Origin of the sequence: Enterococcus moraviensis ATCC BAA-383, from assembly GCF_000407445.1 — a bacterium.
GTDB lineage: Bacteria > Bacillota > Bacilli > Lactobacillales > Enterococcaceae > Enterococcus_L > Enterococcus_L moraviensis.
On the sequence record NZ_ASWB01000002.1, the window covers coordinates 834,183 to 859,434 of the forward strand.

Sequence of the window (25,252 nt, forward strand, 5' to 3'; positions counted from 1 at the left end):
TTATTATTATGTGAGAAGTTTAATGTTTATTAAAATACAGAAATAAGTGATTCAAAGAGGTGCAATTTTGTAGAATTTTCAGTAAAATAGGGAAAGGAGGCGAAAGATATGCACCAAATGTACATAGATATTCTTGTAGATGCAATTATAGAGCAATTTGAAACAGAAGAGAACTTTTATACAGATTATCTCCAAACCTCAAAAGAAAATTGGGAGAATTGGAAAAAAGGAAGAATCAATTTAACCAATGAAGAAATGCAAAAAATTAAAAACTTATTCTCAGATTATGAGTGGATGCTGACACAAAAAGTATTACGTCAAACGATCCTATTTCCAGAAAAAAGAAATATTGCTGTTTCAGAGTATAAACGATTAAAAACGGTTATCGCAAAAAAATGGCTTCAATCTGGAGTTGGAATTGCAGAATTGATTCCGTCAAAAACAAATCATGAAGAAAAAGAACAAGCTTTTATTGATTTAAAAGTAACTGTTTCGTATGGTGAATGGGGCTTTGATGATATCGTGACCTTTCGATTGCCCGCTACCTTACAAGGTCAATTAGAGGGCTCAAAAGTAGAATTACTTGATTGGGTGAATGAAAATTTGATGGGTACTTACGTTGGTGAATAAGTAAGTAAGGGAGTTTTTTTGTGAAACAAATTTTAGGAATTTTATCTGTCATTATCGTCTTAGGCGCTGTGATTTTTGTTTTTTTTGGACATCAAGCGCCGAAAGAAACAGACAATCCTACTAGTGAACAGACAAAAGAAACAAGTACAATAATACCAAGTACGACCTCTGAAACAAAAACATCGACAACTACGACTACAACAACAGTTGATTGATTATCACAAAAAAAACTGATATAATCAGTCAGCCATTATCTTAAACTAATAAAATTAGTAAAAGATTGAATACAAAACAAAGTAGGGAATGTATGAATAGTCCAAGGTATAGAAAGAAAAAAACGAGAAGAACAAACCTACCTGCGCTTTTTGCGGGATTGTTAATAGTTGGCGTTGTGTTTATTTTTTCAATCAATGTATTGTCAGACAGCACGAAAACAGTAGAAGAAACTTCTCAACAAAAAGAGGAAATATCCAAAGAGCAGTTTATTGATAGGATCAGCCCTCATGCTAAAGAATTACAAGCTTCATATGGCGTTTTGCCGAGTATTATTATCGGTCAAGGCATTTTAGAATCGAATTGGGGTCAAAGTACTCTTGCCTCTAAGTATAATAATTTGTTTGGGATCAAAGCGTATGGAGAGCAAAAAAAAGTAAATCTAGAGACGCGTGAATATATCAATGAAGAATGGATCGTTATTCAAGGTGATTTTAGAGTATATGATACATGGGAAGAATCGATGGATGATCATACACGTTTGTTTGTTGATGGCGTAACATGGAATCCCCGTTTATATGAAAATGTTCTGCTAGCAAAAAATTATAAGCAAGCTGCACAAGCCTTACAAGAGGCAGGGTATGCAACTGATCCAACATACGCAGATAAGGTAATACATGTAATCGAAAGTTATGACCTTAACCAATATGATCATTAATCAAAGGAGTAAAAGGGAGTGGATTAAATGGAAGAAAAATGGGTACCGGAGATTGTGACACCGTTAAAACAAGACATTGTTCAAGTGCCAAAAGTTATTGCGAAAGCAAGTGGGATTCGAATTTTTGGGAAGAAAATTAAATCAATTATTTTTACAACGGATATTGCTATTATAAGAAATACGGATGCAAATGCGGTGATTGCAGTTTATCCTTTCACCCCACATCCTGCTATCACGAAAAGTATTATTGAAGCTGCAGACATTCCCGTTTTTTCTGGGGTTGGCGGTGGCCTGACGCAAGGGCAACGCTCAGCCTACATGAGTTTATTTGCAGAAGCGCAAGGCTCTATCGGTGTTGTACTGAATGGACCGACACCCGTTGAAACAGTTGAGATGGTTTGCGAAGTGGTTGATATTCCAGTTGTAAGCACGGTGACATCGATCCATACACCGATTGACGATAAAATAGCAGCCGGGATTACGATGATTAATATTAGTGCTGGGAAAGATACAGCGAAGACTGTGAAGTTTTTCCGAGATAAATACCCAAAATTGCCAATTATCGCGACGGGTGGACCGACTGATGGATCTATAACAGAAACAATTGAAGCTGGTGCGAATGCGATCACATATACGCCACCAAGCAATGGAGAATTATTTAGTCACAAAATGGACAAGTATAGAAATATAGAAAAAAAGAATGATATTTGATTGGTTTAAATAACTTAGTATTGAATATGATAATAATCAATGGCATAATTTAGTTTATACTGCCTTTGATTATTTTTTATTTGATTTAATAAAAAGGTATTATTACAAAAATATTATAAATAGAATAAGCTGATTTTACTAAAGTTAAATGAAACTATTTTATGTTATGATTAAGGAAAATGGATTAGGAGTTGGGTGAATGATGAAAAAATATTGTTATATGGTTGCTGCATCTGCCGTTTTATTTGCAGCTGTTGGGTCTGCTACATCTACTGAAGCGACCGAAGTATTAAGTGAAGAAAGTTATCAAGCGGCAGTCGAATCAGGGTTTACAGCTGAACAAATTCAGCAAATCCAAGAAATGCCGGACTTTTCATTAGAAAATATTCAAGAAGAACCAGCTGCAAGAAGTGCAGTTGCCTTTTCGGCTTCACAAAAAACACAAATTGTAACCGAGGCGAAAAGACATTTAGGTAAGCCTTACGCATGGGGTGGAAAAGGACCGCATGTATTTGATTGTTCTGGATTGACACGTTATGTCTTCTTACAAGTAACAGGGAAAAATATTGGTGATTATACGATTCCTCAAGAAAAATCGGGAGAACAAATCAGTGTTGCTCAAGCACAACCAGGAGATCTATACTTTTGGGGTGCCAAGGGAAATACATATCATGTAGCGATTGCGATTGGGAACGGTCAGTACATTCATGCACCAAATGAAAAAGAAAAAGTAAAAATCAACTCGACGACGTACTTTAAGCCGAGTTTTGCCGTAAGAGTAATAAAAAATACTACGACAACGCCTGATCCCAATGCAAAACTAGTAAACTATAGAACCCATTTACAAGATTTTGGTTGGGGAAACTATGTTCAAGGTAGTCAAACAAGTGGATCTGTTGGTAAATCAAAACGCTTAGAAGGAATTCAAGTGAAGCTTGACCCTTCATTAAGTGGTACTATCCAATACAAGACACATATTCAAGATATTGGTTGGCAAGGTTGGAAGTCTAATAACGGACTTAGCGGAACTACAGGAAAGAAAAAACGATTAGAGGCTATTCAGATTCAGTTAACTGGAGCTGTTGCGACAAAATATGATGTTCACTATCGTGTACATTCCCAAGATTACGGCTGGCAAGCATGGACAAGAAATGGTCAATCTGCTGGAACACAAGGCTTATCTAAACGTTTAGAAGCCATTGAAATAAAATTAGTACCTAAAAATACACCATTAGCGACTGGTGGAAAACCAGCATTCATTAAAAAGTAGAAATGGATTAGTCGTAAATTTGGAAAACAAAAGATAGAATCAAGAAAGACTCTGTAAGATTTCAATGAAAAATAATTTTTTTCATTGAAATTTTCAGAGTTTTGTACTATTGTATATTAATAACAAGAAGCTTATATATGGTCATGATAGGGATGATCGTTTCTACCCAACACCGTAAATGTTGGTCTATAAGTGAAAAAGAGTCTAGGACCCTTTTTTGCTTACGCAGAAAAGGTCTTTTTATTTTTATGGGAAATGTTAGATAGAAAAATTGGTGAGGGAGTCGGATGAAATGGAAGAATTAGTACAACGAATCAAAGAAGATGGACGCGTTTTGGGTGAAGGTGTTCTGAAAGTGGACAGTTTTGTTACCCATCAAGTAGATCCAAATTTAATGGAAGCGATTGGTTATCGTTTTGCTGAGGTTTTTGCAGAATCTGGTATCACAAAAATTGTAACAATCGAGGCTTCAGGAATCGCGCCCGCTCTTTTTGCTGCAAAAAAATTGAATGTACCAATGATTTTTGCCCGCAAGGCTAAAAGTTTAACGATGGATGAAGAGCTACTGACTTCTTCTGTTTATTCATTTACAAAACAAGTAACAAGCCAAATATCCATTTCAAGAAAATTTCTATCTAGTGAGGATAAAGTATTGATAATTGATGATTTCTTAGCAAATGGTCAGGCAGCTAAAGGATTAGTTGAGCTGTGCCAACAAGCAGGAGCACAAGTAGATGGAATTGGGATCGTGATTGAAAAATCTTTCCAAGATGGACGAGAGTTGCTGGAAGAAATGGGGATGCGTGTTGTATCATTAGCGCGTATTGCTTCTTTACAAAATGGAGAAGTCGAATTTCTTGAGGGGGATGCGTAACTTTGGACGGAAAAGAAAATCAAACAAAGCAGAACACTCAACCAGAAACAAGTAATGGTAAGTCCGCTGTATTGGGATTACAACATCTTTTGGCGATGTACGCTGGAGCAGTGGCAGTACCTTTATTAATAGGAACGGGATTAAATTTTAATTCTGAACAAATGACCTATTTAATTTCAATTGATATTTTTATGTGTGGAATTGCGACTTTACTGCAATTGACAGTCAATAAATTTTTTGGAATTGGGTTGCCAGTAGTCTTGGGGTGTGCTATTCAGGCGGTAGCGCCATTGATCATGATTGGAAATGATAAAGGTGTTGGGGCGATTTACGGTTCGATCATTGCGTCCGGAATTTTCGTTGTTCTTGTTTCTGGTATTTTCTCTAAAATCAAAAAATTATTTCCACCATTAGTGACTGGAACAGTAATCACGGTGATTGGGTTGACATTAATTCCTGTAGCAGTCGAAAAAATGGGTGGAGGACTAGCGAGCGCCTCTAACTTTGGTGACAGCACAAGTTTACTGTTGGCTTTTGTGACGATTGGATTGATTATTGTTGTACAGGTTTGGGGTAAAGGATTTATTAAATCAATTGCCGTATTAGTTGGTTTAGTCGGCGGTACAATTCTAGCTGCCATTCTGGGACAAGTGGATTTAGCTCCGGTTGGTGATGCAACGTGGTTTCATTTTCCGCAACCGTTCTATTTTGGCACGCCCACATTTGACGTCTCTTCCATTGTATTGATGATCATTATTTCTATCGTTAGCATGGTGGAATCGACTGGTGTCTATTTTGCTTTAGGCGATATCACTGGAAAACGGATTGGTGAACAAGAGCTTAAAAAAGGGTATCGAGCAGAAGGATTAGCTGTAATTTTAGGTGGGATATTCAATACATTCCCTTATACTGGGTTTTCTCAAAATGTTGGATTGGTTCAGCTTTCTGGGATTAAAACACGTCGACCAATTTATTATTCGGCTTTCTTCTTAATTGCATTGGGCCTATTACCAAAAGTTGGTGCAGTTGCTCAAATCATTCCAGAACCTGTTTTAGGAGGAGGAATGTTAGTGATGTTTGGTATGGTAGCTGTTCAGGGCATGCGTATGCTATCGAAAGTAGATTACAACAACGATAAAAATTTATTGATCATTGCAATTTCGATTGGGTTTGGATTAGGCTTTAATATGATTCCTACGTTATTCCAACAAATGCCTGAAACAGTTAGAATGTTTACAGGGAATGGCATTGTAATGAGTAGCTTAACCGCAATCATTTTAAATTTACTATTTAATGGCTTAAAAGGTGAAGAAACAGCTGAAGGATTATAATAGATAGAAAAACCGGATAAAATTCCGGTTTTTCTTTTTCGTCAAACAAACACGAACGATATTATTAAAAATTAGTATAATATTCGATTTTATTTTGACACATTCATTAGCCGTTGATAAAATGTAAAGATAGTAGAGAAAGTAAAGGAGAATAGTATGTCTATCTTGGTTTCAGTAGTTATGGGAAGTACATCGGATTGGGCAACAATGAAACATGCATGTGATTGTTTAGAAGAATTTGGTATTTCGTTTGAAAAAAAGGTAGTATCCGCACATCGTACACCAGATTATATGTTTGAATTTGCTGGGCAAGCACGAGACCGTGGTATCAAAGTAATTATTGCTGGTGCGGGCGGAGCGGCACATCTGCCTGGCATGGTAGCAGCTAAAACAACATTACCAGTAATTGGCGTTCCAATTCAATCAAAAGCTTTGAACGGCTTAGATTCATTATTATCTATTGTTCAAATGCCAGGTGGTGTTCCAGTAGCAACAACTGCAATTGGAGAATCTGGTGCGAAGAATGCCGGACTACTTGCAGTTCAGATGCTTTCCATGTATGATGTAGAGTTAGCAGGGAAATTAGACGCTAAGCGAAAATTTCTTGAAGAAACTGTGATGGAAAGTAGTGATGAACTTGAATAAACCGTTATTGCCAGGACAGATGATCGGTATTATTGGTGGCGGACAACTAGGGAGAATGATGGCGTTAAGCGCACGAGAAATGGGTTTTCGTGTAGGCGTATTAGACCCAACAGTTGATTGTCCCGCGGCTCAAGTCGCTGATTGGCATTTATTAGCTGATTATGATGACATAGAAGCTTTAGAAGAACTAGCAAAACGTGCACAAGTTTTAACATACGAGTTTGAAAATGTTGATGTTGGGGCGTTGATGCAGGTTCAAGATTTAGTGGCTATTCCTCAAGGAACGGATCTTTTAGCGATTACACAAGATCGATTACTTGAAAAATCTTTTTTAGAAGCAAATAATATTGTGATTGCGCCATATGCTACAATTGTCAGTCCAACAGACATTCAAGATGCAATCGACGGAATTGGTTATCCGTGTGTCTTAAAAACAACTAGAGGTGGTTATGATGGCAAAGGTCAATTTGTTTTATATAGTACATCTGACTTAGCACCTTCGATGAATATCCTTAGAGAAGGAACATGTGTTTTAGAAGCGTGGATTCCATATGAAAAAGAAATCTCAGTATTAGTAAGCGGAAATGGACAGGGGGAAATTACGGTTTTTCCAGTCGTTGAAAATATTCATCGTAATAATATTTTACATGAAACAATTGCACCGGCAAGAGTAGACGAAGATGTAGTTGAAGAAGCGCAGCGAATTGCATGTGTTATTGCGGAAGCGGTAGATTTAGCGGGGACATTAGCTGTTGAAATGTTTTTAACAAGTAATGGTGGTATTTATGTTAATGAGTTGGCACCAAGGCCACATAATTCGGGTCATTACTCAATTGAAGCGTGCTCGATGAGCCAGTTTGATGCTCATATTCGTGGAATTTGTGGTTGGCCACTACCTGAAGTTGAACTTTTATCGGAAGCTGTAATGGTCAATATTTTAGGGGACGAAATCTATGAAACGATGGATGTGATTGCCGAAAAACCGGATTGGCATTTTCACTATTATGGTAAATCAGATGCTAAAAAAGATCGGAAAATGGGCCATATTACAATTTTAACAGAGGATATTTTTGAAACATTAGAAGACATATATCAAACCAATATTTGGGATTAAAAAAGGAGCAAATAATCAATGATCGATCGTTATACACGACCTGAAATGGGTGCAATTTGGACAGATGAAAATCGCTACAATGCGTGGCTAGAAGTGGAAATTTTAGCGGATGAAGCATGGGCTGAATTAGGAGATATTCCAAAAGAAGACGTGCAGAAAATTCGTGACAATGCATCATTTGATGTAGCACGAATACTAGAAATAGAAGCTGAAACAAGACATGACGTAGTAGCTTTTACGCGTGCGGTATCTGAAACGTTAGGTGAAGAACGTAAGTGGGTTCATTATGGCTTGACGAGTACAGATGTGGTCGATACAGCTTATGGTTATTTATTGAAACAAGCAAATGATATTTTGCGAGACGATTTAAAGAAATTTACAGCAATCATTGGTGAAAAAGCGAAGGAACATCAACATACCGTTATGATGGGTCGGACCCATGGTGTTCATGCTGAACCGACAACGTTTGGATTGAAGTTAGCCTTATGGTATTCAGAGATGAAAAGAAATGTTGAGCGTTTTGAACATGCAGCTAAAGGTGTAGAAGCGGGGAAAATTAGTGGTGCAGTAGGAACGTTTGCTAATATCTCACCTTTTGTAGAAGAGTATGTTTGTGACCATTTAGGCATTAGAGCGCAAGAGATTTCTACTCAAGTATTGCCTCGTGATTTACATGCAGAATACCTATCGTCAATGGCTTTGATTGCAACGAGTATTGAAAAGTTTGCAACTGAGATTCGGGGATTGCAAAAATCAGAAACAAGAGAAGTGGAAGAGTTTTTTGCAAAAGGTCAAAAAGGGTCTTCAGCAATGCCGCATAAACGTAATCCAATCGGTTCTGAAAACATGACGGGACTTGCCCGTGTAATTCGTGGTCACATGGTTACCGCGTATGAAAATGTCACATTATGGCATGAACGTGATATTTCTCATTCTTCAGCAGAACGGATCATTATACCAGATACGACGATTTTACTTGATTATATGCTAAATCGTTTTTCTACGATCGTAAAAAATCTAACTGTTTTTCCTGAAAACATGAAACGAAATATGGATGCTACGTATGGTTTGATTTATAGCCAACGTGTTTTGCTAAAACTGATCGATCATGGTATGGCTCGTGAGACAGCTTATGATTTGGTACAACCGAAAACAGCATATGCATGGGATAATCAAACAGCATTTAGACCATTGCTTGAAGCTGATGATAAAATCACGTCGATTTTATCAAAAGAAGAATTAGATGATGCGTTTGATTATAACTATCATTTGAAAAATGTTGACATTATTTTTGAACGTGTCGGACTAGTATAAAAAAACAAAAAGTAGCAACTTCACTATAGGGTGAAGCTGCTACTTTTTTGTTGCTCAAAGCATCGTTACGTAACTATCAAAGTGTTGTTCTACAAAATACGTATGTTCAATGATTTCTTTTTCGGTAATCGTAGTACCTTCTGGGATGACGATCCATTTTGTCTCATTGTCATCATTTCTATGAATGACTGCATTCACAACACCAATAAAGTGAGTCAATTTTTTAGGAGGAGTATTTAAAATATATGCATCTTGTTCTTCCTCATCTCCGCCGATAACGCCAGCTATATAACCGTAATTGATTGGATAAGTATTTCCAAATGAGTCTACATAGCCGAATGGACGATCCACGGTTACAATCACTTTTAATTTTTCCACGAAAAAACTCCTTTCTTTGGGCAATAAAAGAGACTAAAACGTTAGAAGATTTAGTCTCTTTTTTATTTGAGTATTAAACGGTAATTTCTTTGAAAGTACGTACGGGTGTAGACGTAGGAGTTTTCAACATAGAAAGCAGCTGATCTATCAATAAGTACGAGCACTCTTGAGAATTAAAATAGACATGGATACAATAGTTATTTTTGAAAAAATGTTGTTCATGAATTTGATGTATGATCAATTCATTATTCAAGCTATTCATATAACGGAATGTGCGCTTTCGTCGCTCTGAACGACGATGGACAGCCCGTTTTAAATTTTTAAATGTGTAGTAAGTACTATGTTGATTTAGTTTGTGAACTGTCTCTAATGCCAGTAAATCATTATACAATTTTGTTCTTTCTTCAGGTCTCAATCCTGTCAAAAAATCCTGAGCTAAACTGTCATAATCGCTAGTCATTTCTGTGTTCCCTCCTAAAAAAATCATTGCTCAAAAGCAAAAACAAAAGTGAAGTTTTCTAAAAATCTATTTTCGATTAGCATACCACTTTTCTGATTAGTTGTAAATGCTTACAAGATATTTTTAAACTTTAAAGTTTAAACACGAACGATCTAGTTGTTGTTGTTTAATATAGTTAATAAAATGTTGACGGGTTCTAGTAGTCTTGTTAAACTATAAACAAATAGAAAGACGAACTAAAATATGGTTACTACGATAAAATATACGGAAAAGGATGTGTGGGATTTGTTAGGAAGTAACACGCTTTTGTACGAAGGGAAGGCTAAAAAACTTTACGGAACAAAGGATTCAGGCGTTTTAAGAGTAGAGTATTTAGATCAGGCTACTGCATTAAATGGTGTTCGGAAAGACTTTGTAGATGGGAAAGGATCATTAAATAATCAGATAACTTCCCTTGTATTTGAACAATTTAATCAAAGTGGAATTAAAAATCATTTCGTTGAAAAAATATCTAAACACGAACAATTAGTGGAGTCGTTGGAAATGATTCCATTAGAAGTTGTTATTAGAAATGTCTCAGCAGGTAGTTTTTCAAAACGTTTGGCTATCACAGAAGGATTACCCCTTGCTTTTCCCGTTTTAGAATTTTATTACAAAGAGGATCAACTGGATGACCCAATTATTAATGAGGATCATATTAAGATTTTAGAAATTGCAACAGAACAAGAAATTGAAACAATCAAACAAGAAGCACATAAAATCAATCAAGCGTTGATTGACCTATTTAAGAAAATCGATATTCAACTGATCGATTTCAAAATAGAATTTGGTAAACGGGCAGACGGCACAATACTATTAGCAGATGAAATCACACCAGATACTTGTCGATTATGGGATGAAGAAACAAAGGATCACTTAGATAAAGATGTTTATCGTCGAAACTTAGGTGAACTTATACCGGTATATCAAGAAGTTTTAGATCGTTTGGAAAAGGTGTTTAACCAAAACTAAAAGGAGAGTTGTTCAGTATGCACAATGTTAAAGTATACGTTACGTATAAAGATTCTGTTTTAGATCCCCAAGGTGAGGCCGTTAAAGGAGCAGTACATCGACTTGGTTTTGAAGAAATCGCAGAGATCCGCATAGGCAAATATTTTGAAATCAAAGTAAACGATTCAACGCAACCAATTGAGCGTGTAATCGAGGAAATCTGTGACAAGTTATTGGCTAACGTAAATATGGAAACCTATCGTTATGAAATCGAGGAGGAAGCCTAAGATGAAGTTTGCAGTAATTGTTTTCCCAGGATCGAATTGTGACATGGATCTATTGTGGGCTGTCAAAAATATTTTAGGTGAAGAGGCAGAGTATGTTCGACACGATGCAGAAAGTTTAGCAGGTTTTGATGGTGTTTTGATTCCAGGAGGATTTTCCTATGGCGACTATCTAAGATGTGGTGCAATTGCTCGTTTTTCAAAAATCATTAGTGAAATAATCCGTTTTGCTGATGAAGGAAAACCTGTCTTTGGTACGTGTAACGGATTTCAAATATTGACTGAAGCTGGACTTTTACCAGGCGCCTTGTTGCGGAATGAGTCATTGCATTTTGTTTGTAAACCAGTGCAGTTAAACGTAGTGAATAATCAAACGAATTTTACATCAGATTATCAAAAAGATGAAATAATTCAATTACCAGTTGCTCATGGAGAAGGGAATTATTATTGCGATGAATCCACTCTCGAAAAGTTAAAAGCAAATCATCAAATCGTATTCACCTATGCTGATGAAAATCCAAATGGCAGTATTGAGAATATTGCAGGTATCATCAATGAAAAAGGGAATGTTTTAGGGATGATGCCTCATCCTGAACGTGCAGTAGAAAGTTTGCTCGGTTCAGAAGATGGGTTACGTTTTTTCCAATCAATTGTTAAAAACTACGGAAAGGTTAGGGCAAACGTATGATGCAAGTGAAAGAACCTACGGCTAAAGAAATTAAACATCAACGAATCTATTCCCAATGGGGCTTAACTGATGAAGAATACAGAATGATTGAAGAAGATATATTAGGTCGTATGCCAAACTATACGGAAACAGGCCTATTTTCTGTAATGTGGAGTGAGCATTGTTCATATAAAAATTCAAAACCAGTATTAAGAAAATTTCCTACAGACGGGCCACATGTTTTACAAGGACCAGGAGAAGGTGCTGGAATTGTTGATATTGGCGATGGTCAAGCGGTCGTTTTTAAAGCGGAAAGTCATAATCACCCTTCTGCTGTGGAACCATACGAAGGAGCTGCCACAGGCGTTGGCGGAATTATTCGAGATATTTTCAGTATGGGTGCAAGACCGATTGCAATTTTAGATTCTTTACGATTTGGTGAGCTGAACAACGAACGGACTAAATATCTTTTAGAAGAAGTTGTAGCTGGCATAAGTGGTTATGGTAATTGTATTGGGATTCCCACAGTTGGTGGTGAAGTGGCGTTTGATCCGTGTTATGAAGGGAATCCGTTAGTAAATGCCATGTGTGTTGGACTAATCGATCACAAAGATATTCAAAAAGGACAGGCAAAAGGCGTAGGGAATGCCATTATGTATGTTGGGGCAAAAACTGGACGTGATGGTATCCATGGTGCAACTTTTGCATCTGAAGAGTTTGTGGAAGGTGAAGAACAACAGCGTTCAGCAGTCCAAGTAGGTGATCCTTTTATGGAAAAATTATTGCTAGAAGCGTGTTTGGAATTGATTTTAGACCATTCAGATATTTTAGTTGGAATCCAAGATATGGGCGCTGCTGGCTTAGTATCCTCAAGCGCCGAAATGGCATCTAAGGCGGGTTCGGGTTTGATTTTAGATTTGGATGATGTACCGCAGCGTGAAACGGGAATGACTCCGTATGAAATGATGCTTTCAGAATCCCAAGAAAGAATGTTGATTTGTGTTGAAAAAGGGCATGAGGCTGAGGTTGTTGCGTTATTTCAAAAATACGAATTGGATGCCGTAACCATTGGAAAAGTAACAGATGACGGGTTGTACCGTTTGAACCATAACGGGATAGAAGTGGCCAATTTGCCTGTTGATGCATTGGCAGAAGATGCACCCGTTTACAACAAGGAACGCCAAGAACCAATGAGAATTAAAGAATTTAAATCAGTTCCAGATTTTCAACCAGAAATAACTGATGGAACAAAAACGTTGTTGGACTTATTGCAACAACCGACAATTGCTTCTAAAAAAATGATCTATGAAACATACGATTCTCAAGTACGAACAAATACAGTGGTTTTACCAGGAAGTGATGCAGCAGTATTGCGTGTTCGCGGTACGCAAAAAGCATTGGCAATGACGACAGATTGTAATGCACGATACTTATACTTGAACCCAGAAATCGGGGGTCAAATTGCGGTGGCAGAAGCTGCTCGAAACATTGTAGCAAGTGGGGGACAACCATTAGCCATTACAGATTGCTTAAATTACGGTTCGCCAGATAAACCAGAAGGGTTTTGGGAGCTTTGGACTTCAGCAGATGGGATCGCAAAAGCGTGTGACGTTTTAGAGACACCTGTAATATCAGGAAACGTTTCATTGTATAACGAAACAAACGGCAAAGCGATTTATCCAACACCGGTGATTGGAATGGTTGGGTTGATAGAAGATCTAGCGCATATTACCACACAAGAGTTTAAACAAACAGATGATTTGATTTATGTCGTAGGAGAAACCAAAGCCGATTTTAACGGCAGTGAGTTACAAAAGATCACTTTAGGATTTATTGAAGGAAAACTAATGGATTTTAATTTAGTTGTCGAAAAAGAAAATCAACAATTCGTATTAACGGCAATTAAAGAGGGTTTGATTGAAAGTGCGCATGATTGTTCTGAAGGTGGATTGGGTGTAACTTTAGCAGAATCTGCATTTAAAAATGGGCTGGGAATTGAAGTGGCGATAGATGCACCGGTGTCATTTCTTTTTTCTGAATCCCAATCACGATTTGTAGTCTCAGTCAATCCAGAAAATAAATGTGCATTTGAAAAGCTGATGAACAATAAAGCGAAACTGATTGGAACTGTTACAGATGACGAGACGCTTACTATTCAGATGGAGGATCAAAAAGTAGAAGTATTGACGCAAACAGCCAAGGTGTTGTGGGAGGAAGCTATTCCATGTCTTATGAAGTAAAAAGTTTAAATGAAGAATGTGGTATTTTTGGTATTTGGGGACATCCTGATGCTGCTCGAGTAACGTATTTTGGGTTGCATAGTTTACAACATCGTGGCCAAGAAGGAGCTGGGATCGTTTCTAATGATGAGGGAAAGTTAAATGGACATCGTGGGTTGGGCTTGCTTTCAGAAGTGTTTAAAGATGACCGATGTCTTGCTTCTTTAAAAGGAAATACAGCAATTGGTCATGTACGATATGCCACAGCAGGCAATGGCAGTGTAGATAATATTCAACCCTTTTTATTTAAATTTTACGATGGAGCATGCGGATTAGCCCATAACGGGAACCTGACAAATGCGAAAAGCTTACGAGCGGAACTAGAGCGAGATGGGGCTATTTTTCATTCTAATTCTGATACGGAAATTTTGATGCATTTAATTCGGCGCAGTAACAAACCATCATTTATTGAACAGCTAAAAGAAAGTTTGCGAACGGTCAAGGGTGGTTTTGCCTATCTTCTGATAACTGAAAACGCAATGATTGCAGCGCTTGATCCTAATGCATTTCGCCCATTATCTATCGGGATAATGAAAAATGGTGCATATGTGATTGCAAGTGAAACGTGTGCATTGGAAGTAATAGGGGCGACTTTCGTTCGTGATGTAGGACCAGGAGAAGTCATCATTATTGATGATTCAGGTTTTAAAATTGAACACTATACGACAGCGACACAATACTCGATTTGCTCGATGGAATATATTTATTTTGCTAGACCAGATTCAAATATTGCTGGAATCAATGTGCATACAGCGAGAAAAAATATGGGGAAACGCTTGGCATTAGAAGCACCGGTCGAGGCGGATATGGTCGTCGGAGTCCCTAATTCATCCCTTTCAGCTGCTAGTGGATATGCTGAAGCTAGTGGAATTCCTTATGAAATGGGGTTAGTAAAAAATCAATATATTGCGCGAACTTTTATTCAACCCACACAAGAACTGAGAGAACAAGGCGTTCGGATGAAACTTTCGGCAGTACGTGGCGTTGTAGAAGGAAAACGCGTGGTTATGGTAGACGACTCGATTGTACGGGGAACGACAAGCCGCCGAATTGTACAATTACTTAAAGATGCAGGTGCTAAAGAAGTTCACGTAAGAATCGCATCTCCTCCATTAAAGTATCCTTGTTTTTATGGAATCGATATTCAAACGAGAAAAGAATTGATTGCTGCAAATCATTCCGTTTCGGAAATTGAGACATTAATCAAAGCTGATTCACTAAGCTTTTTAAGTGAACAAGGATTGATCAATGCAATTGGATTAAAATACGATGCCCCTTATTCAGGCCTTTGTATGGCATATTTCAATGGAGATTATCCAACGCCGTTATATGATTATGAAGAAAAATATCGATCATCCTTGCAAGAAAAAATCAGTTTTGTGACAGCTGATCAAAAATAAAAAAAATAATCATTCATTAATCGATAGGAGGTAGGATAATGGGAAACGCCTATGCAAAAGCTGGTGTTGATGTTGAAGCGGGCTATGAAGTAGTGGAAAGAATAAAAAAACATGTAAAACGAACTGAACGCCTTGGTGTGATGGGATCATTAGGTGGTTTTGGTGGTTGCTTTGATTTAAGTACGGTGGATGTGAAGGAACCCGTCTTGATTTCGGGAACAGACGGTGTAGGGACTAAATTGATGATCGCGATTCAAGAGAATAAACATGATACGATCGGTATTGACTGTGTCGCGATGTGTGTGAATGATATCGTTGCTCAAGGTGCAGAACCACTTTATTTTCTAGATTATATTGCTACAGGGAAAAATCAACCAGAAAAACTAGAACAGGTAGTTGCAGGCGTTGCACAAGGCTGTATTCAAGCTGGAGCTGCATTGATTGGTGGCGAAACAGCAGAAATGCCAGGGATGTATAGCGGAAATGATTATGACTTGGCAGGATTTGCGGTAGGGATTGCCGAGAAAAGTCAGTTAGTTACAGGCGATACTATCCAAGAAGGAGATATTCTTTTAGGGTTGGCATCGAGTGGCATTCATTCTAACGGATACTCACTTGTTAGAAAGATACTCTTTGAAAAACATCAATTTACTGGCAAAAGTCTTATTCCAGAATTAAATGAGCAGCAATTAGGAGATGTGCTTTTGACACCAACGAAAATTTATGTGAAAGCAATACTTCCACTGATAAAACAGGAATTAGTGAATGGCATTGCTCACATTACAGGTGGCGGCTTTATTGAGAATATACCTAGAATGTTTTCAGAAGACTTCTCAGCAGAAATTCAACTCAACAGTTGGCCGACATTACCGATTTTTACAATCTTGGAGAAATATGGTCAAATTCCAGCTATGGAAATGTATGAAATTTTCAATATGGGAATCGGGATGGTCTTAGCGGTGTCTCCAGAAAAAGTTTCGGCTGTTCAAACAATTCTAAGGGAACAAGACGAGCCAAGTTATATCATCGGTAAAGTCACGAAACGAAAGAAGCAAGCGATTGTTTTTAAAGAGGTGTAATGATGAAGCTCGCACTATTTGCCTCAGGAAACGGTAGTAATTTCCAAGCAATTGCTGAAGCTGTTTTGGCTGGGAAAATCGATGCAGAAATCGCGTTGTTGTTTTGTGATAAAAAAGAGGCGTATGTCATTCAAAGAGCAAAAACGCTATCGATTCCAGTTTTTTCATTTACGCCTAAAGACTTTGAGTCAAAAGCGATGTATGAAGCTGAACTATTGCACTTATTGGAAGAAGAACAAGTTGATTTGGTAATCTTAGCAGGTTATATGAGAATTGTTGGGCCAACATTGCTCGAAGTTTTTTCAAATCGCATAATCAATATCCATCCTTCTCTCCTGCCAGATTTTCCCGGATTGCACGGAATTAGAGATGCCTTTTCTGAAAACGTAACAGAAACTGGCGTAACGATCCATTATGTTGATAACGGTGTGGACACAGGACCGATCATAGCGCAAGAAAAACTGAAAATCGAACCTTTTGACACACTCGAATCATTAGAAGAGAAAATTCATGCTTTAGAGCATAAACTGTTTCCAAGTGTCTTGGCGAAACTTATTAAAACGCAACTGGAGGAAAGTCATTTATGATAAAGAAAAGAGCATTGATCAGTGTTTCCGATAAAACTGGGGTCATTTCATTTGCCAAAGGATTGGTAGAGCAAGGGATAGAAATCATTTCTACAGGTGGGACTAAAGCGGTTTTAGATCAAGAAGGGATTCCAACAATTTCGATTGAAGAGGTAACCGATTTTCCTGAAATGATGGATGGTCGTGTGAAGACCTTACATCCTAAAATTCATGGTGGCCTGTTAGGTCGTCGTGATTTAAAAAGCCATGTGCATGCGATGGAGACGTATGACATTCAACCAATCGATTATGTTTGTGTGAATCTTTATCCTTTTAAAGAAACCATTTTAAAAGAGCATGTCACGCAAGAAGAAGCAATCGAAAATATTGACATTGGTGGACCCAGCATGCTGAGAAGTGCTGCAAAAAACCATCAATTTGTAACGGTGGTTGTAGATCCTAAAGACTATGAAACGGTGTTGGAAGAAATCATAGTAGAAGGAGAAACAACAATGACTACAAGACAAAAACTAGCTGCGAAAGTTTTTCGTCATACGGCGGCTTATGATGCATTGATTGCAAATTATTTAACAGATGCAGTTGGAGAAAAATCCCCAGAAACAGTAACACTTTCATATGACTTGAAACAACAATTGCGATATGGAGAAAATAGTCACCAAAATGCTGCTTTCTATCAAGATGCATTGCCGGTCTCTTTTTCAATTGCTAGTGCAACGCAACTTCATGGAAAAGAATTATCATATAATAATATTAAAGATGCCGATGCAGCGATTCGTATCTCAAGAGAATTCGATCAACCAGCAGTGGTTGCAGTCAAACATATGAATCCTTGTGGAATAGGAGTGGGCGAAACAATTAATGAAGCGTATTTGTCCGCTTATGAAGCAGATCCTGTATCGATTTTTGGCGGAATCATTGTCTTAAATTGTGAGGTAGATAAAGAAACCGCGGAAAAAATGCATCAACTATTTCTAGAAATGATTATTGCACCGAGCTTTACAGAAGAAGCATTTAGTATTTTAAGCAGTAAGAAGAATCTTCGTTTGATGACATTGGATTTCTCAAAAAAACATCAAGCACTAGAAGACGAAAAAGTTTCTGTTTTAGGTGGGTTATTAATTCAAAATCAAGATATTAAGGAAGAAAAATCAGAAAATTGGCAAGTTGTAACAAAAAGACAACCTACCAATGATGAAATAAAGGCCTTAGACTTTGCTTGGAAAGCGGTCAAACATGTCAAAAGTAACGCAATCGTTGTTGCAAATAGTCATCGGACATTAGGGATTGGAGCTGGACAAATGAATCGAGTGGGGTCAGTTCAAATCGCCATTGATCAAGCTGGCCCATTGGTTAAAGAAGCTGTACTAGCTAGTGACGCTTTTTTTCCAATGAGTGATAGCGTTGAATACGCAGCAAAACACGGAATCAAAGCAATCGTTCAACCAGGAGGCAGCATCAAAGATCAGGAATCAATCGAAATGGCTGACAAATATGGAATCGCAATGATGTTTACAGATACTAGACACTTTAGACATTAAAAGGAGACTGTGATGGGATTAAAGATTTTAGTCATTGGTAGTGGCGGCAGAGAACATGCAATCGCGCAAAAGTTTTGTCAGAGTCCGAAAGTGACAACTGTATTTTGCGCCAAAGGCAATGCTGGTATGAAAAAAGAGGGAATTCAGTTAGTTGATATTGAAGAAAATGATCATCAAGCATTGATCTACTTTGCCAAAGAAAATAAAGTAGATTGGACATTCGTTGGTCCAGAAATCCCCTTGTTAAATGGACTTGTGGATGATTTTACAGCCGCAGGATTACGTGCTTTTGGACCGACAAAAGCCGCTGCTTTTATTGAGGGCTCTAAAGATTTTGCTAAAAAAATTATGAATAAATACGAAATTCCTACCGCAGATCATCAAACTTTTTTTGAATTTGAAGCGGCTAAAGCATATGTCGTTGAAAAAGGTGCACCAATTGTGATCAAGGCAGATGGATTAGCGGCGGGAAAAGGTGTTGTCGTGGCAGAAACCGTAGAAGAAGCCGTTTCAGCTTTGAAGGATATGCTTGAAGATAATAAGTTTGGTGCTAGCGGCGCTAAAGTTGTCGTGGAAGAGTTTCTTGTTGGAGAAGAGTTTTCTTTACTCGCTTTTGTTCGAAATCAAGAAGTGTATCCTATGGTAATTGCACAAGACCATAAGCGAGCATATGATAATGATTTTGGCCCAAATACTGGTGGAATGGGTGCCTATAGCCCAGTTCCCCAGATTCCCGAAGAAATGATAGAAGAAGCAATCGAGAGCATTCTAAAACCTACAGCTAAGGGAATGGTCACAGAAAATCGACCTTTTACAGGTATTTTATATGCAGGATTGATTGCAACTGAAAACGGACCGAAAGTAATTGAATTTAATGCTCGTTTTGGGGATCCAGAGACACAAGTCGTATTGCAACGTCTAGATAGCGATCTTGCCCAAATCATTGATACATTGTTACACGGCGAACAGCCGACTATTCATTGGAAAAAAGAAGGATATAGCTTAGGTGTTTGCGTAGCAGCACAAGGTTATCCAGGAGTTTATGAAAAAGGATATCCGCTTCCTGATTATTCTGATGTAAAAGAAACGCAAATTTATTATGCAGGTGTAAAAGAAACGCAAGGACAGCTTGTTTCAGATGGAGGACGTGTCTACCTAGTTGAGGCAAGTGGGAACACTTTATCTGAGGCTCAAAAAACTGTGTATGATGCATTGGGGAAAATAGAGACAAAAGGAATGTTTTATCGGAAGGATATTGGATCAAAAGGGATTCAATAAAAAGTTGAATTCATACTAAATAGAGTGAAAAACAAATCTGAAAGAAATTAGATTCGTTTTTCACTCTATTTTAGTGTTATTCGTATCCTGGTAAGATTGAAGAGTCGATTTTATGAGTTGTATAATCAATAAAAAAATCGGTTAAAAAAAGATTGTATGTTTCAATGTCAGCCTTATATAATGAGACAGGAATTACAAAAGTCTGTTCAGTGGTACCTGCTATATAATCGCCATCAATCGTTTGGGCAACAACAAGAAATTCTTTTTCTTGCCAAGTCGAAATATCTTCAAGTGAAATGGTCTCATCAGAAGCAAGGTATTGAACATTTTGTTCGAACTGTTCCTCTAAATTTTGATTGAAAATAACCACAGCATCTTCATTCTGTTCGTTTTCTAAAACCGTAGCTAAAAAACTTTGTGGGTCTGCTTCTGTAAGTTCTTCTTTGATTTTTTGAAAATCCATTAGGTTGCCTCCTCGAATTAACGTTAAAAGAGATCATAACGCGCTATTGTTCATTTACTATCGTTACTCGGAAATCAACAGTCGTATTTTTATTGAGCCCTTTTGCTTCAAGCTCAATCTGTTTGCACAGCAATTCTGTGCCTTCGTAAATCGGTGTGACCCGATAGCGTATGGTTTCACCGTTGTCTAATGCCTGACGAACCTGGTTCTCGTACTTAGTCATAAAGGGGGTGTTGACAGGAGTTTGATATAGTGTCGTAAGATTGCGAGCATCATCTCCTGAACCACCTAACTGGCGACCAATCAAGTGTCCACGAGAGTGGTTTGTTGGTGCTAAACCAGAGACAAAGCCTGGTGGACGAATGTCTTTATTCGCTGAAGTTCCCGTATTGACCATCCCAGGTTTTAATAAAGCATCCGCTCCAGTTGCCCGACTTAGCGAATCAAGTGAATGGTAATCAATCCAGCCTTTTTTGCTATCTTTCATCTCATTTGCTGAAAAAGTTGCCTTTCCTAATTCTTTAGGACCAGGATTTGTAGAGGTAACGGGTTTTGTTGAGCTAGGTTTCGTTTGTTGCTGTGTGTGGATACCAAACATTTCTTGAATGTTATCTGGAACTTGGACGCCGAATACACCTAATACTAAAATGATTAGAACTGCCCCAAGCATAATTGCAGGACTAAACGGCGGTTTTTGTTTTTTTCTTGCCATGGGTTTTCTCCTAACTGAAATAAAACTGACTTTAATTGAAATGGTGAATAAGTCATCCTTCTATTATACGAAAAAAATATAAAAAATCAAAAACGTTTTTGTTTGTGAGAGGACTTGTTTCACTTATTATGATAAAATTTCCTTGAGAGGGGAGTTTATAACCATGGCTTATATCGATGTAATAAATGAATATAAAAGATACCATATGGGAGATACGACAATTGTTGCAAACGATGGAATCACTTTTTCTGTAGAAAAGGGGGAAGTTGCGGTGATTTTAGGCCCAAGTGGCGCAGGTAAATCTACAGTACTCAATATTTTAGGTGGTATGGATTCTTGTGATGAAGGGCAAATCATCATCGACGGGACCGATATTGCAAAATTCAATGAAAAACAATTAACGACCTACCGCAGAAATGACGTAGGGTTTGTGTTTCAATTTTATAATTTAGTGCCCAATTTAACTACCAAAGAAAACGTTGAATTGGCCTCCCAAATTGTCTCAGATGCGTTAAATCCAGAAGAAGTTTTGACCTCTGTTGGATTAGGAGCACGATTAGATAATTTTCCAGCACAACTATCAGGTGGGGAACAACAACGTGTAACGATTGCCAGAGCGATTGCTAAACGCCCTAAATTACTATTATGTGATGAACCTACTGGTGCACTAGATTATGAAACAGGAAAACAAATTTTAACGATACTACAAGAAACAGCTCGTAACACTGGCACGACAGTGATTATTATTACCCATAATTCTGCAATTGCTCCAATGGCAGACCGTGTGATTCGTATTAATGATGCAAAAGTTCGCAGTATGACAATTAATGAAGAACCAAAACCTGTATCAGAGATAGAATGGTAGGTGGTAATGTTGAAAAAAACAGCCTTACTAAAAACAAGTTTTCGTGAAATCAAGCAATCAAAAGCACGTTTTATATCAATTATGGGAATTATTTTTCTTGGTGTGATGGTCTTTGTTGGTCTAAAAGCCACAGGTCCTGACATGACGCAAACAGCATCCAATTACTATCAAAAGCAAAAATTGCCAGATGCTCGTATTGTCTCTACTCTGGGTTTAGTTGATAAAGATATTGAGGCAATCAAACAAGTAAAAAATGTAAAAACTGTTTATCCAAGATATACGAAAGATCTTGCAGTTAGCGAACGCAATGTAGCAGTGAAATTTGTTAGCTATGATTTAAAACAAAAACAACCTTTGATTGACTACAAAGTAGTTAGCGGTCATCTACCTGAAAAAAGCGGAGAAATCGTTTTGGACGATCTTGCCCAATTGCGAGGTCATTACAAACTTGGCGATACACTGACGCTTTCTAAAGAAGATAACAAAGAGAAGGCATTGAAAAAAGAGCAATTTAAAATCGTCGGTTTTGTCCAATCCCCAGAGTATATCGAAAATACATCAAGAGGGAACACAACAGTTGGCAAAGGCTCATTAGATTTTTTTGCAGTGGTTCCTAAAGAAGATATGGATCTTTCGACATATACAGAAATTCTTGTATCCTTTAAGGGGCTGAGTGCAATTGACAGCTATTCATCGGAATACAAAGAACAACGTGAAAAAGACGTTGCCTCTGTAAAACAGATAATGGAAAAACGTCCTGAACAACGAGTGGAAGAAATTCGCGCAGAATCAAAAACAGCTTTTGAAAAAGCCCAAAAAGAAATTGATGATGGTGAGGCTGCGTTAAAAGAAGCTGAAGCAAAGTTGTTGGCGAGCGAACAGGAATTGGCCTCAGGTAAACAAGCATTAACACAAGCGCAAACAGATTATACGCAGCAAATAGCTGCAGCAGAGAATGAACTTACTGTGAACCAAACGACAATTACAAACGGTGAAAATGAGCTCACAGCACAAAAAAATTTACTTATCGAAAAACAAAATGAATTAGCCCAAGCGGCAGCTCAAGTGACAGAAGGTCAAAATACATTACCGAGTTTACAACAACAACGGGATGAATTAGCGGTATCGAATGAATCATTGAATCAATTGGTAAATGGGTATCAAAGTTTAGGTGCATCAGTTGCAATTTTGGATCGTGTACCAGATGAATCATTAGCAGATAGTATTGCAGATGCTGCTCCAGAACTTCAAGCGGGAGTCCAAGCACTAGGTGGGCCTGATGAAATCTCTGCAGCTGTAAATCAATTGATTGCCCAACCCGAAAGAGGAAACATTGCAGTGGTCATGAGTACAATCAATGGCGCAATGGCTGAGTTGTCTAATCAGCAAGCACCTGTTACACAAGGATTGCAAACATTAGACCAAACAATTGCTACTATTAATCAATCGATTGCACAATATACACAAGGACAACAACAACTAGCCCAAGCTGAAGCTCAAATTGAGCAAGCAGAAGCCCAATTAGCCTCTGGAAAAGAACAATTGGCAGCTGGACGCGCACAATTAGAACAGTCAAAACTGGAAGGACAAGCTAAATTAGACGAAGCTCAAGCAAAAATTGATGAAGGCCAAGCTGCTTACGATCAAGGCTTAGCTGAATTTCAAAAGAAAAAAGCAGAAACACTTCCTAAGTTAAATGATGCAAAGAAAAAATTAGAAAAAAAACAAAAAGAATTAGCTGACTTAAAAGCAGCTGACTATTATTATTTTACAAGAGACGACAACCCTGGGTATTCGGAATATGAAGACAATGCGAATCGAATTTCTTCACTATCAACCGTATTTCCAATATTCTTTTTCTTAATTGCGGCTTTAGTTAGCTTAACAACGATGACACGTATGGTTGAAGAAAAAAGGATGGAAATTGGTAGTTTGAAAGCACTAGGGTATCGAAATGGCGAAATTGCCTTTAAATTTTTGGTGTATGCGACAATTGCCAGTGTATGCGGAGCAGTTTTAGGATTGTTTGTGGGTTATTATCTATTCCCGACGATTATTTTTGATGCATATGGCCAGTTATACAATATTCCTGATTTTATTACGCCGTGGTATTTAAGCTACAGTTTAATTGGAATACTTGTTGCAGTGTTATGTACAGCAGGAGCTGCTATGGTTGTATTACGGATCGATTTATTTAGTACGCCAGCTAGCTTATTACGTCCTAAAGCGCCAAAAGCAGGACAACGAATTTGGTTGGAACGAATAAAACCGATTTGGAATCGATTAAGTTTTATTCAAAAAGTTACAGCACGAAATCTGTTCCGTTATAAACAACGAATGTTGATGACGGTTTTAGGGATTGCCGGATGTATGGCGCTGATCATTACTGGATTTGGTTTGAAAGATTCCATTTCAGATATCGTTGAAGTTCAATTTAATAAGATTTGGCACTATCAAGCGATCGTTACATTTAAAGAAGAGGCTGCTGAAAAAGACACGCAAAAATATCGGGCAGTCTTAGATAAAGTGGACGGCTTGAAAGAAACGATGCCGCTTTATGTGGAATCATTAAAAACAACGAACAAGTCTAATGCAAAACAAGATGTGTCCATTTATGTGCCTGAAAAACCAAAAGAAATCGATCAATTTATTTTATTCAATGATCGACAATCTGGTGAAAAATATCAATTGACGGATGATGGTGTGATCATCAACGAAAAATTAGCCAATTTATTCCACTATAAAACAGGGGACACACTTGTCTTGAAAGACAGTGATAATAAAGAATACAAGCTGAAAATCAGCGCAATTGCTGAAAATTATACGGGACATTTTGCCTATATGTCACCAGCTTATTATGAAAAAATAGTCAAAAAAACACCTGTTTACAACACAGAATTTCTACTCTTTGATAAGGCGCCAAGTGAAAAAGTTGAAGGTAGTGTCGGCAAAGAGTTGATGGAAAATCCAAAAGTCTTAAATGTTTCCTTCTTGTCGTTTTCAAGTGATGCACTGGATGATACGATCCACAGTTTGAACATTGTCGTGTGGGTCTTGATTACAGTTTCTGGTCTATTGGCATTTATCGTCTTATATAATTTGACGAATATCAATATCTCCGAGCGAATCAGAGAGCTTTCGACGATTAAAGTATTAGGGTTTTACGATAACGAAGTCACAATGTATGTCTATCGAGAAAATATTATCTTAACATTTATCGGTATTTTCTTTGGGTGCTTCTTTGGGAAACTAGTCCACAGCTATGTATTGACAACAGTCGAAGTTGATATGCTAATGTTTTCACCAACCATTCATTGGTTGAGTTACCTTTATTCTGCTTTGATCACCTTGTTCTTTACGTTATTAGTGATGGGCTTCATGCATAGAAAATTAAAAAAAGTTGATATGATCGAAGCATTGAAATCAAATGAATAAGACAAAATAATCTATGA

General features: G+C 37.6%; 25 protein-coding genes, 1 pseudogene and 1 riboswitch. Of the genes and pseudogenes, 22 read left to right on the top strand and 4 right to left on the bottom strand.

The genetic code is table 11. The features are described from left to right. The first annotated feature begins 108 nt into the window (after positions 1-108). The 11 genes and pseudogenes from I586_RS09875 (at position 109) to purB (ending at position 8,820) form a co-directional block, all read left to right on the top strand. Positions 109-630 (top strand): hypothetical protein, encoded by a 522-nt coding sequence (locus tag I586_RS09875; protein WP_010765273.1) that lies wholly within the window; start codon positions 109-111, stop codon positions 628-630. A gap of 20 nt (positions 631-650) precedes the next feature. Then, complete coding sequence (locus tag I586_RS09880; protein ID WP_010765272.1) at positions 651-845, top strand: hypothetical protein; 195 nt, start codon at positions 651-653, stop codon at positions 843-845. 92 nt (positions 846-937) lie between these two features. Beyond that, a complete protein-coding gene (locus I586_RS09885) occupies positions 938-1,561 on the top strand; it encodes a glycoside hydrolase family 73 protein (protein WP_010765271.1) in 624 nt (207 codons plus the stop codon). Positions 1,562-1,588: 27 nt separating this feature from the next. Further along, the gene (locus tag I586_RS09890) at positions 1,589-2,272 is read left to right on the top strand and encodes a beta/alpha barrel domain-containing protein (protein ID WP_010765270.1); all 684 of its coding nucleotides are present in this window, start codon (positions 1,589-1,591) and stop codon (positions 2,270-2,272) included. 397 nt (positions 2,273-2,669) lie between these two features. Then, positions 2,670-3,053 (top strand): annotated as a pseudogene (locus tag I586_RS17465) (C40 family peptidase); the annotation flags it as partial. Next, positions 3,054-3,542: a hypothetical protein gene (locus I586_RS17470; RefSeq protein ID WP_244147882.1), complete on the top strand. Its 489-nt coding sequence runs from the start codon at positions 3,054-3,056 to the stop codon at positions 3,540-3,542. Between the two features lie 111 nt (positions 3,543-3,653). Continuing rightward, positions 3,654-3,751: riboswitch (purine riboswitch) on the top strand. 83 nt (positions 3,752-3,834) lie between these two features. Then, positions 3,835-4,416, top strand: coding sequence for a xanthine phosphoribosyltransferase (locus tag I586_RS09900; RefSeq protein WP_010765268.1), 582 nt, complete (start codon positions 3,835-3,837; stop codon positions 4,414-4,416). Between the two features lie 2 nt (positions 4,417-4,418). Continuing rightward, the gene (locus I586_RS09905; protein ID WP_010765267.1) at positions 4,419-5,747 is read left to right on the top strand and encodes a nucleobase:cation symporter-2 family protein; all 1,329 of its coding nucleotides are present in this window, start codon (positions 4,419-4,421) and stop codon (positions 5,745-5,747) included. A 156-nt stretch (positions 5,748-5,903) separates the two neighbouring features. Next, positions 5,904-6,392 (top strand): 5-(carboxyamino)imidazole ribonucleotide mutase, encoded by a 489-nt coding sequence (purE, locus tag I586_RS09910; protein WP_010765266.1) that lies wholly within the window; start codon positions 5,904-5,906, stop codon positions 6,390-6,392. Then, on the top strand, positions 6,376-7,506 hold the full coding sequence (gene purK, locus I586_RS09915; protein WP_034702177.1) for a 5-(carboxyamino)imidazole ribonucleotide synthase: 1,131 nt from the start codon (positions 6,376-6,378) through the stop codon (positions 7,504-7,506). Before purE ends, purK begins: the two co-directional genes overlap by 17 nt. An 18-nt stretch (positions 7,507-7,524) precedes the next feature. After that, entirely contained in the window at positions 7,525-8,820 is a 1,296-nt protein-coding gene (gene purB / locus I586_RS09920; protein ID WP_010765264.1) for an adenylosuccinate lyase, read from the top strand. Between the two features lie 54 nt (positions 8,821-8,874). Here purB and I586_RS09925 read toward each other — a convergent pair whose 3' ends face one another. Together I586_RS09925 and I586_RS09930 are read right to left on the bottom strand one after the other, a co-directional pair. Further along, positions 8,875-9,198, bottom strand: coding sequence for a hypothetical protein (locus I586_RS09925; RefSeq protein WP_010765263.1), 324 nt, complete (start codon positions 9,196-9,198; stop codon positions 8,875-8,877). 73 nt (positions 9,199-9,271) lie between these two features. Next, positions 9,272-9,658 carry a hypothetical protein gene (locus I586_RS09930; RefSeq protein WP_010765262.1) on the bottom strand — a complete coding sequence of 129 codons (387 nt, stop codon included), beginning with the start codon at positions 9,656-9,658 and terminating at the stop codon, positions 9,272-9,274. A 243-nt stretch (positions 9,659-9,901) separates the two neighbouring features. Here I586_RS09930 and purC point away from each other — a divergent pair, with 243 nt between their 5' ends. From purC to purD, 9 genes are read left to right on the top strand one after another with little or no spacing between them, the layout of a single operon-like run. Then, complete coding sequence (purC, locus tag I586_RS09935; protein WP_010765261.1) at positions 9,902-10,669, top strand: phosphoribosylaminoimidazolesuccinocarboxamide synthase; 768 nt, start codon at positions 9,902-9,904, stop codon at positions 10,667-10,669. Between the two features lie 17 nt (positions 10,670-10,686). Further along, positions 10,687-10,935 (top strand): phosphoribosylformylglycinamidine synthase subunit PurS, encoded by a 249-nt coding sequence (gene purS / locus I586_RS09940; protein WP_010765260.1) that lies wholly within the window; start codon positions 10,687-10,689, stop codon positions 10,933-10,935. 1 nt (position 10,936) lies between these two features. Then, positions 10,937-11,620: a phosphoribosylformylglycinamidine synthase subunit PurQ gene (gene purQ / locus I586_RS09945; RefSeq protein ID WP_010765259.1), complete on the top strand. Its 684-nt coding sequence runs from the start codon at positions 10,937-10,939 to the stop codon at positions 11,618-11,620. Continuing rightward, entirely contained in the window at positions 11,617-13,839 is a 2,223-nt protein-coding gene (gene purL, locus I586_RS09950) for a phosphoribosylformylglycinamidine synthase subunit PurL (RefSeq protein WP_010765258.1), read from the top strand. The genes purQ and purL overlap by 4 nt, the downstream gene beginning before the upstream one ends. Further along, complete coding sequence (purF, locus tag I586_RS09955; RefSeq protein WP_010765257.1) at positions 13,824-15,278, top strand: amidophosphoribosyltransferase; 1,455 nt, start codon at positions 13,824-13,826, stop codon at positions 15,276-15,278. The genes purL and purF overlap by 16 nt, the downstream gene beginning before the upstream one ends. A 38-nt stretch (positions 15,279-15,316) precedes the next feature. Beyond that, complete coding sequence (gene purM, locus I586_RS09960; protein ID WP_010765256.1) at positions 15,317-16,357, top strand: phosphoribosylformylglycinamidine cyclo-ligase; 1,041 nt, start codon at positions 15,317-15,319, stop codon at positions 16,355-16,357. Positions 16,358-16,359: 2 nt separating this feature from the next. After that, on the top strand, positions 16,360-16,944 hold the full coding sequence (gene purN, locus I586_RS09965) for a phosphoribosylglycinamide formyltransferase (RefSeq protein ID WP_010765255.1): 585 nt from the start codon (positions 16,360-16,362) through the stop codon (positions 16,942-16,944). Further along, positions 16,941-18,482, top strand: coding sequence for a bifunctional phosphoribosylaminoimidazolecarboxamide formyltransferase/IMP cyclohydrolase (purH, locus tag I586_RS09970; protein WP_010765254.1), 1,542 nt, complete (start codon positions 16,941-16,943; stop codon positions 18,480-18,482). The genes purN and purH overlap by 4 nt, the downstream gene beginning before the upstream one ends. A gap of 12 nt (positions 18,483-18,494) precedes the next feature. After that, the gene (purD, locus tag I586_RS09975; RefSeq protein ID WP_010765253.1) at positions 18,495-19,760 is read left to right on the top strand and encodes a phosphoribosylamine--glycine ligase; all 1,266 of its coding nucleotides are present in this window, start codon (positions 18,495-18,497) and stop codon (positions 19,758-19,760) included. 76 nt (positions 19,761-19,836) lie between these two features. On the opposite strand, the gene I586_RS09980 is transcribed toward purD, so the two are convergent. Next, positions 19,837-20,223 (bottom strand): hypothetical protein, encoded by a 387-nt coding sequence (locus I586_RS09980; RefSeq protein ID WP_010765252.1) that lies wholly within the window; start codon positions 20,221-20,223, stop codon positions 19,837-19,839. A gap of 43 nt (positions 20,224-20,266) precedes the next feature. Further along, entirely contained in the window at positions 20,267-20,935 is a 669-nt protein-coding gene (locus I586_RS09985) for a DNA/RNA non-specific endonuclease (RefSeq protein WP_010765251.1), read from the bottom strand. Positions 20,936-21,098: 163 nt separating this feature from the next. Here I586_RS09985 and I586_RS09990 point away from each other — a divergent pair, with 163 nt between their 5' ends. Both I586_RS09990 and I586_RS09995 read left to right on the top strand, forming a co-directional pair. Next, the gene (locus I586_RS09990) at positions 21,099-21,800 is read left to right on the top strand and encodes an ABC transporter ATP-binding protein (RefSeq protein ID WP_010765250.1); all 702 of its coding nucleotides are present in this window, start codon (positions 21,099-21,101) and stop codon (positions 21,798-21,800) included. A 6-nt stretch (positions 21,801-21,806) separates the two neighbouring features. Continuing rightward, a complete protein-coding gene (locus I586_RS09995; protein WP_010765249.1) occupies positions 21,807-25,235 on the top strand; it encodes an FtsX-like permease family protein in 3,429 nt (1,142 codons plus the stop codon). The last annotated feature ends 17 nt before the right edge of the window (positions 25,236-25,252 follow it).

What these genes read in the sequence shown, in the direction of transcription:
- I586_RS09890 (WP_010765270.1), top strand. Translation starts at nt 1,589, where the DNA reads ATGGAAGAAAAATGGGTACCGGAGATTGTGACACCGTTAAAACAAGAC.
- purS (WP_010765260.1), top strand. Translation starts at nt 10,687, where the DNA reads ATGCACAATGTTAAAGTATACGTTACGTATAAAGATTCTGTTTTAGAT.
- I586_RS09990 (WP_010765250.1), top strand. Translation starts at nt 21,099, where the DNA reads ATGGCTTATATCGATGTAATAAATGAATATAAAAGATACCATATGGGA.
- I586_RS09930 (WP_010765262.1), bottom strand. Translation starts at nt 9,658, where the DNA reads ATGACTAGCGATTATGACAGTTTAGCTCAGGATTTTTTGACAGGATTG.
- purL (WP_010765258.1), top strand. Translation starts at nt 11,617, where the DNA reads ATGATGCAAGTGAAAGAACCTACGGCTAAAGAAATTAAACATCAACGA.
- purB (WP_010765264.1), top strand. Translation starts at nt 7,525, where the DNA reads ATGATCGATCGTTATACACGACCTGAAATGGGTGCAATTTGGACAGAT.
- I586_RS09985 (WP_010765251.1), bottom strand. Translation starts at nt 20,935, where the DNA reads ATGGCAAGAAAAAAACAAAAACCGCCGTTTAGTCCTGCAATTATGCTT.
- I586_RS09875 (WP_010765273.1), top strand. Translation starts at nt 109, where the DNA reads ATGCACCAAATGTACATAGATATTCTTGTAGATGCAATTATAGAGCAA.
- purN (WP_010765255.1), top strand. Translation starts at nt 16,360, where the DNA reads ATGAAGCTCGCACTATTTGCCTCAGGAAACGGTAGTAATTTCCAAGCA.
- I586_RS09980 (WP_010765252.1), bottom strand. Translation starts at nt 20,223, where the DNA reads ATGGATTTTCAAAAAATCAAAGAAGAACTTACAGAAGCAGACCCACAA.
- purH (WP_010765254.1), top strand. Translation starts at nt 16,941, where the DNA reads ATGATAAAGAAAAGAGCATTGATCAGTGTTTCCGATAAAACTGGGGTC.
- I586_RS09900 (WP_010765268.1), top strand. Translation starts at nt 3,835, where the DNA reads ATGGAAGAATTAGTACAACGAATCAAAGAAGATGGACGCGTTTTGGGT.
- purC (WP_010765261.1), top strand. Translation starts at nt 9,902, where the DNA reads ATGGTTACTACGATAAAATATACGGAAAAGGATGTGTGGGATTTGTTA.
- I586_RS09995 (WP_010765249.1), top strand. Translation starts at nt 21,807, where the DNA reads ATGTTGAAAAAAACAGCCTTACTAAAAACAAGTTTTCGTGAAATCAAG.
- I586_RS09885 (WP_010765271.1), top strand. Translation starts at nt 938, where the DNA reads ATGAATAGTCCAAGGTATAGAAAGAAAAAAACGAGAAGAACAAACCTA.
- purQ (WP_010765259.1), top strand. Translation starts at nt 10,937, where the DNA reads ATGAAGTTTGCAGTAATTGTTTTCCCAGGATCGAATTGTGACATGGAT.
- purD (WP_010765253.1), top strand. Translation starts at nt 18,495, where the DNA reads ATGGGATTAAAGATTTTAGTCATTGGTAGTGGCGGCAGAGAACATGCA.
- purE (WP_010765266.1), top strand. Translation starts at nt 5,904, where the DNA reads ATGTCTATCTTGGTTTCAGTAGTTATGGGAAGTACATCGGATTGGGCA.
- purM (WP_010765256.1), top strand. Translation starts at nt 15,317, where the DNA reads ATGGGAAACGCCTATGCAAAAGCTGGTGTTGATGTTGAAGCGGGCTAT.
- purF (WP_010765257.1), top strand. Translation starts at nt 13,824, where the DNA reads ATGTCTTATGAAGTAAAAAGTTTAAATGAAGAATGTGGTATTTTTGGT.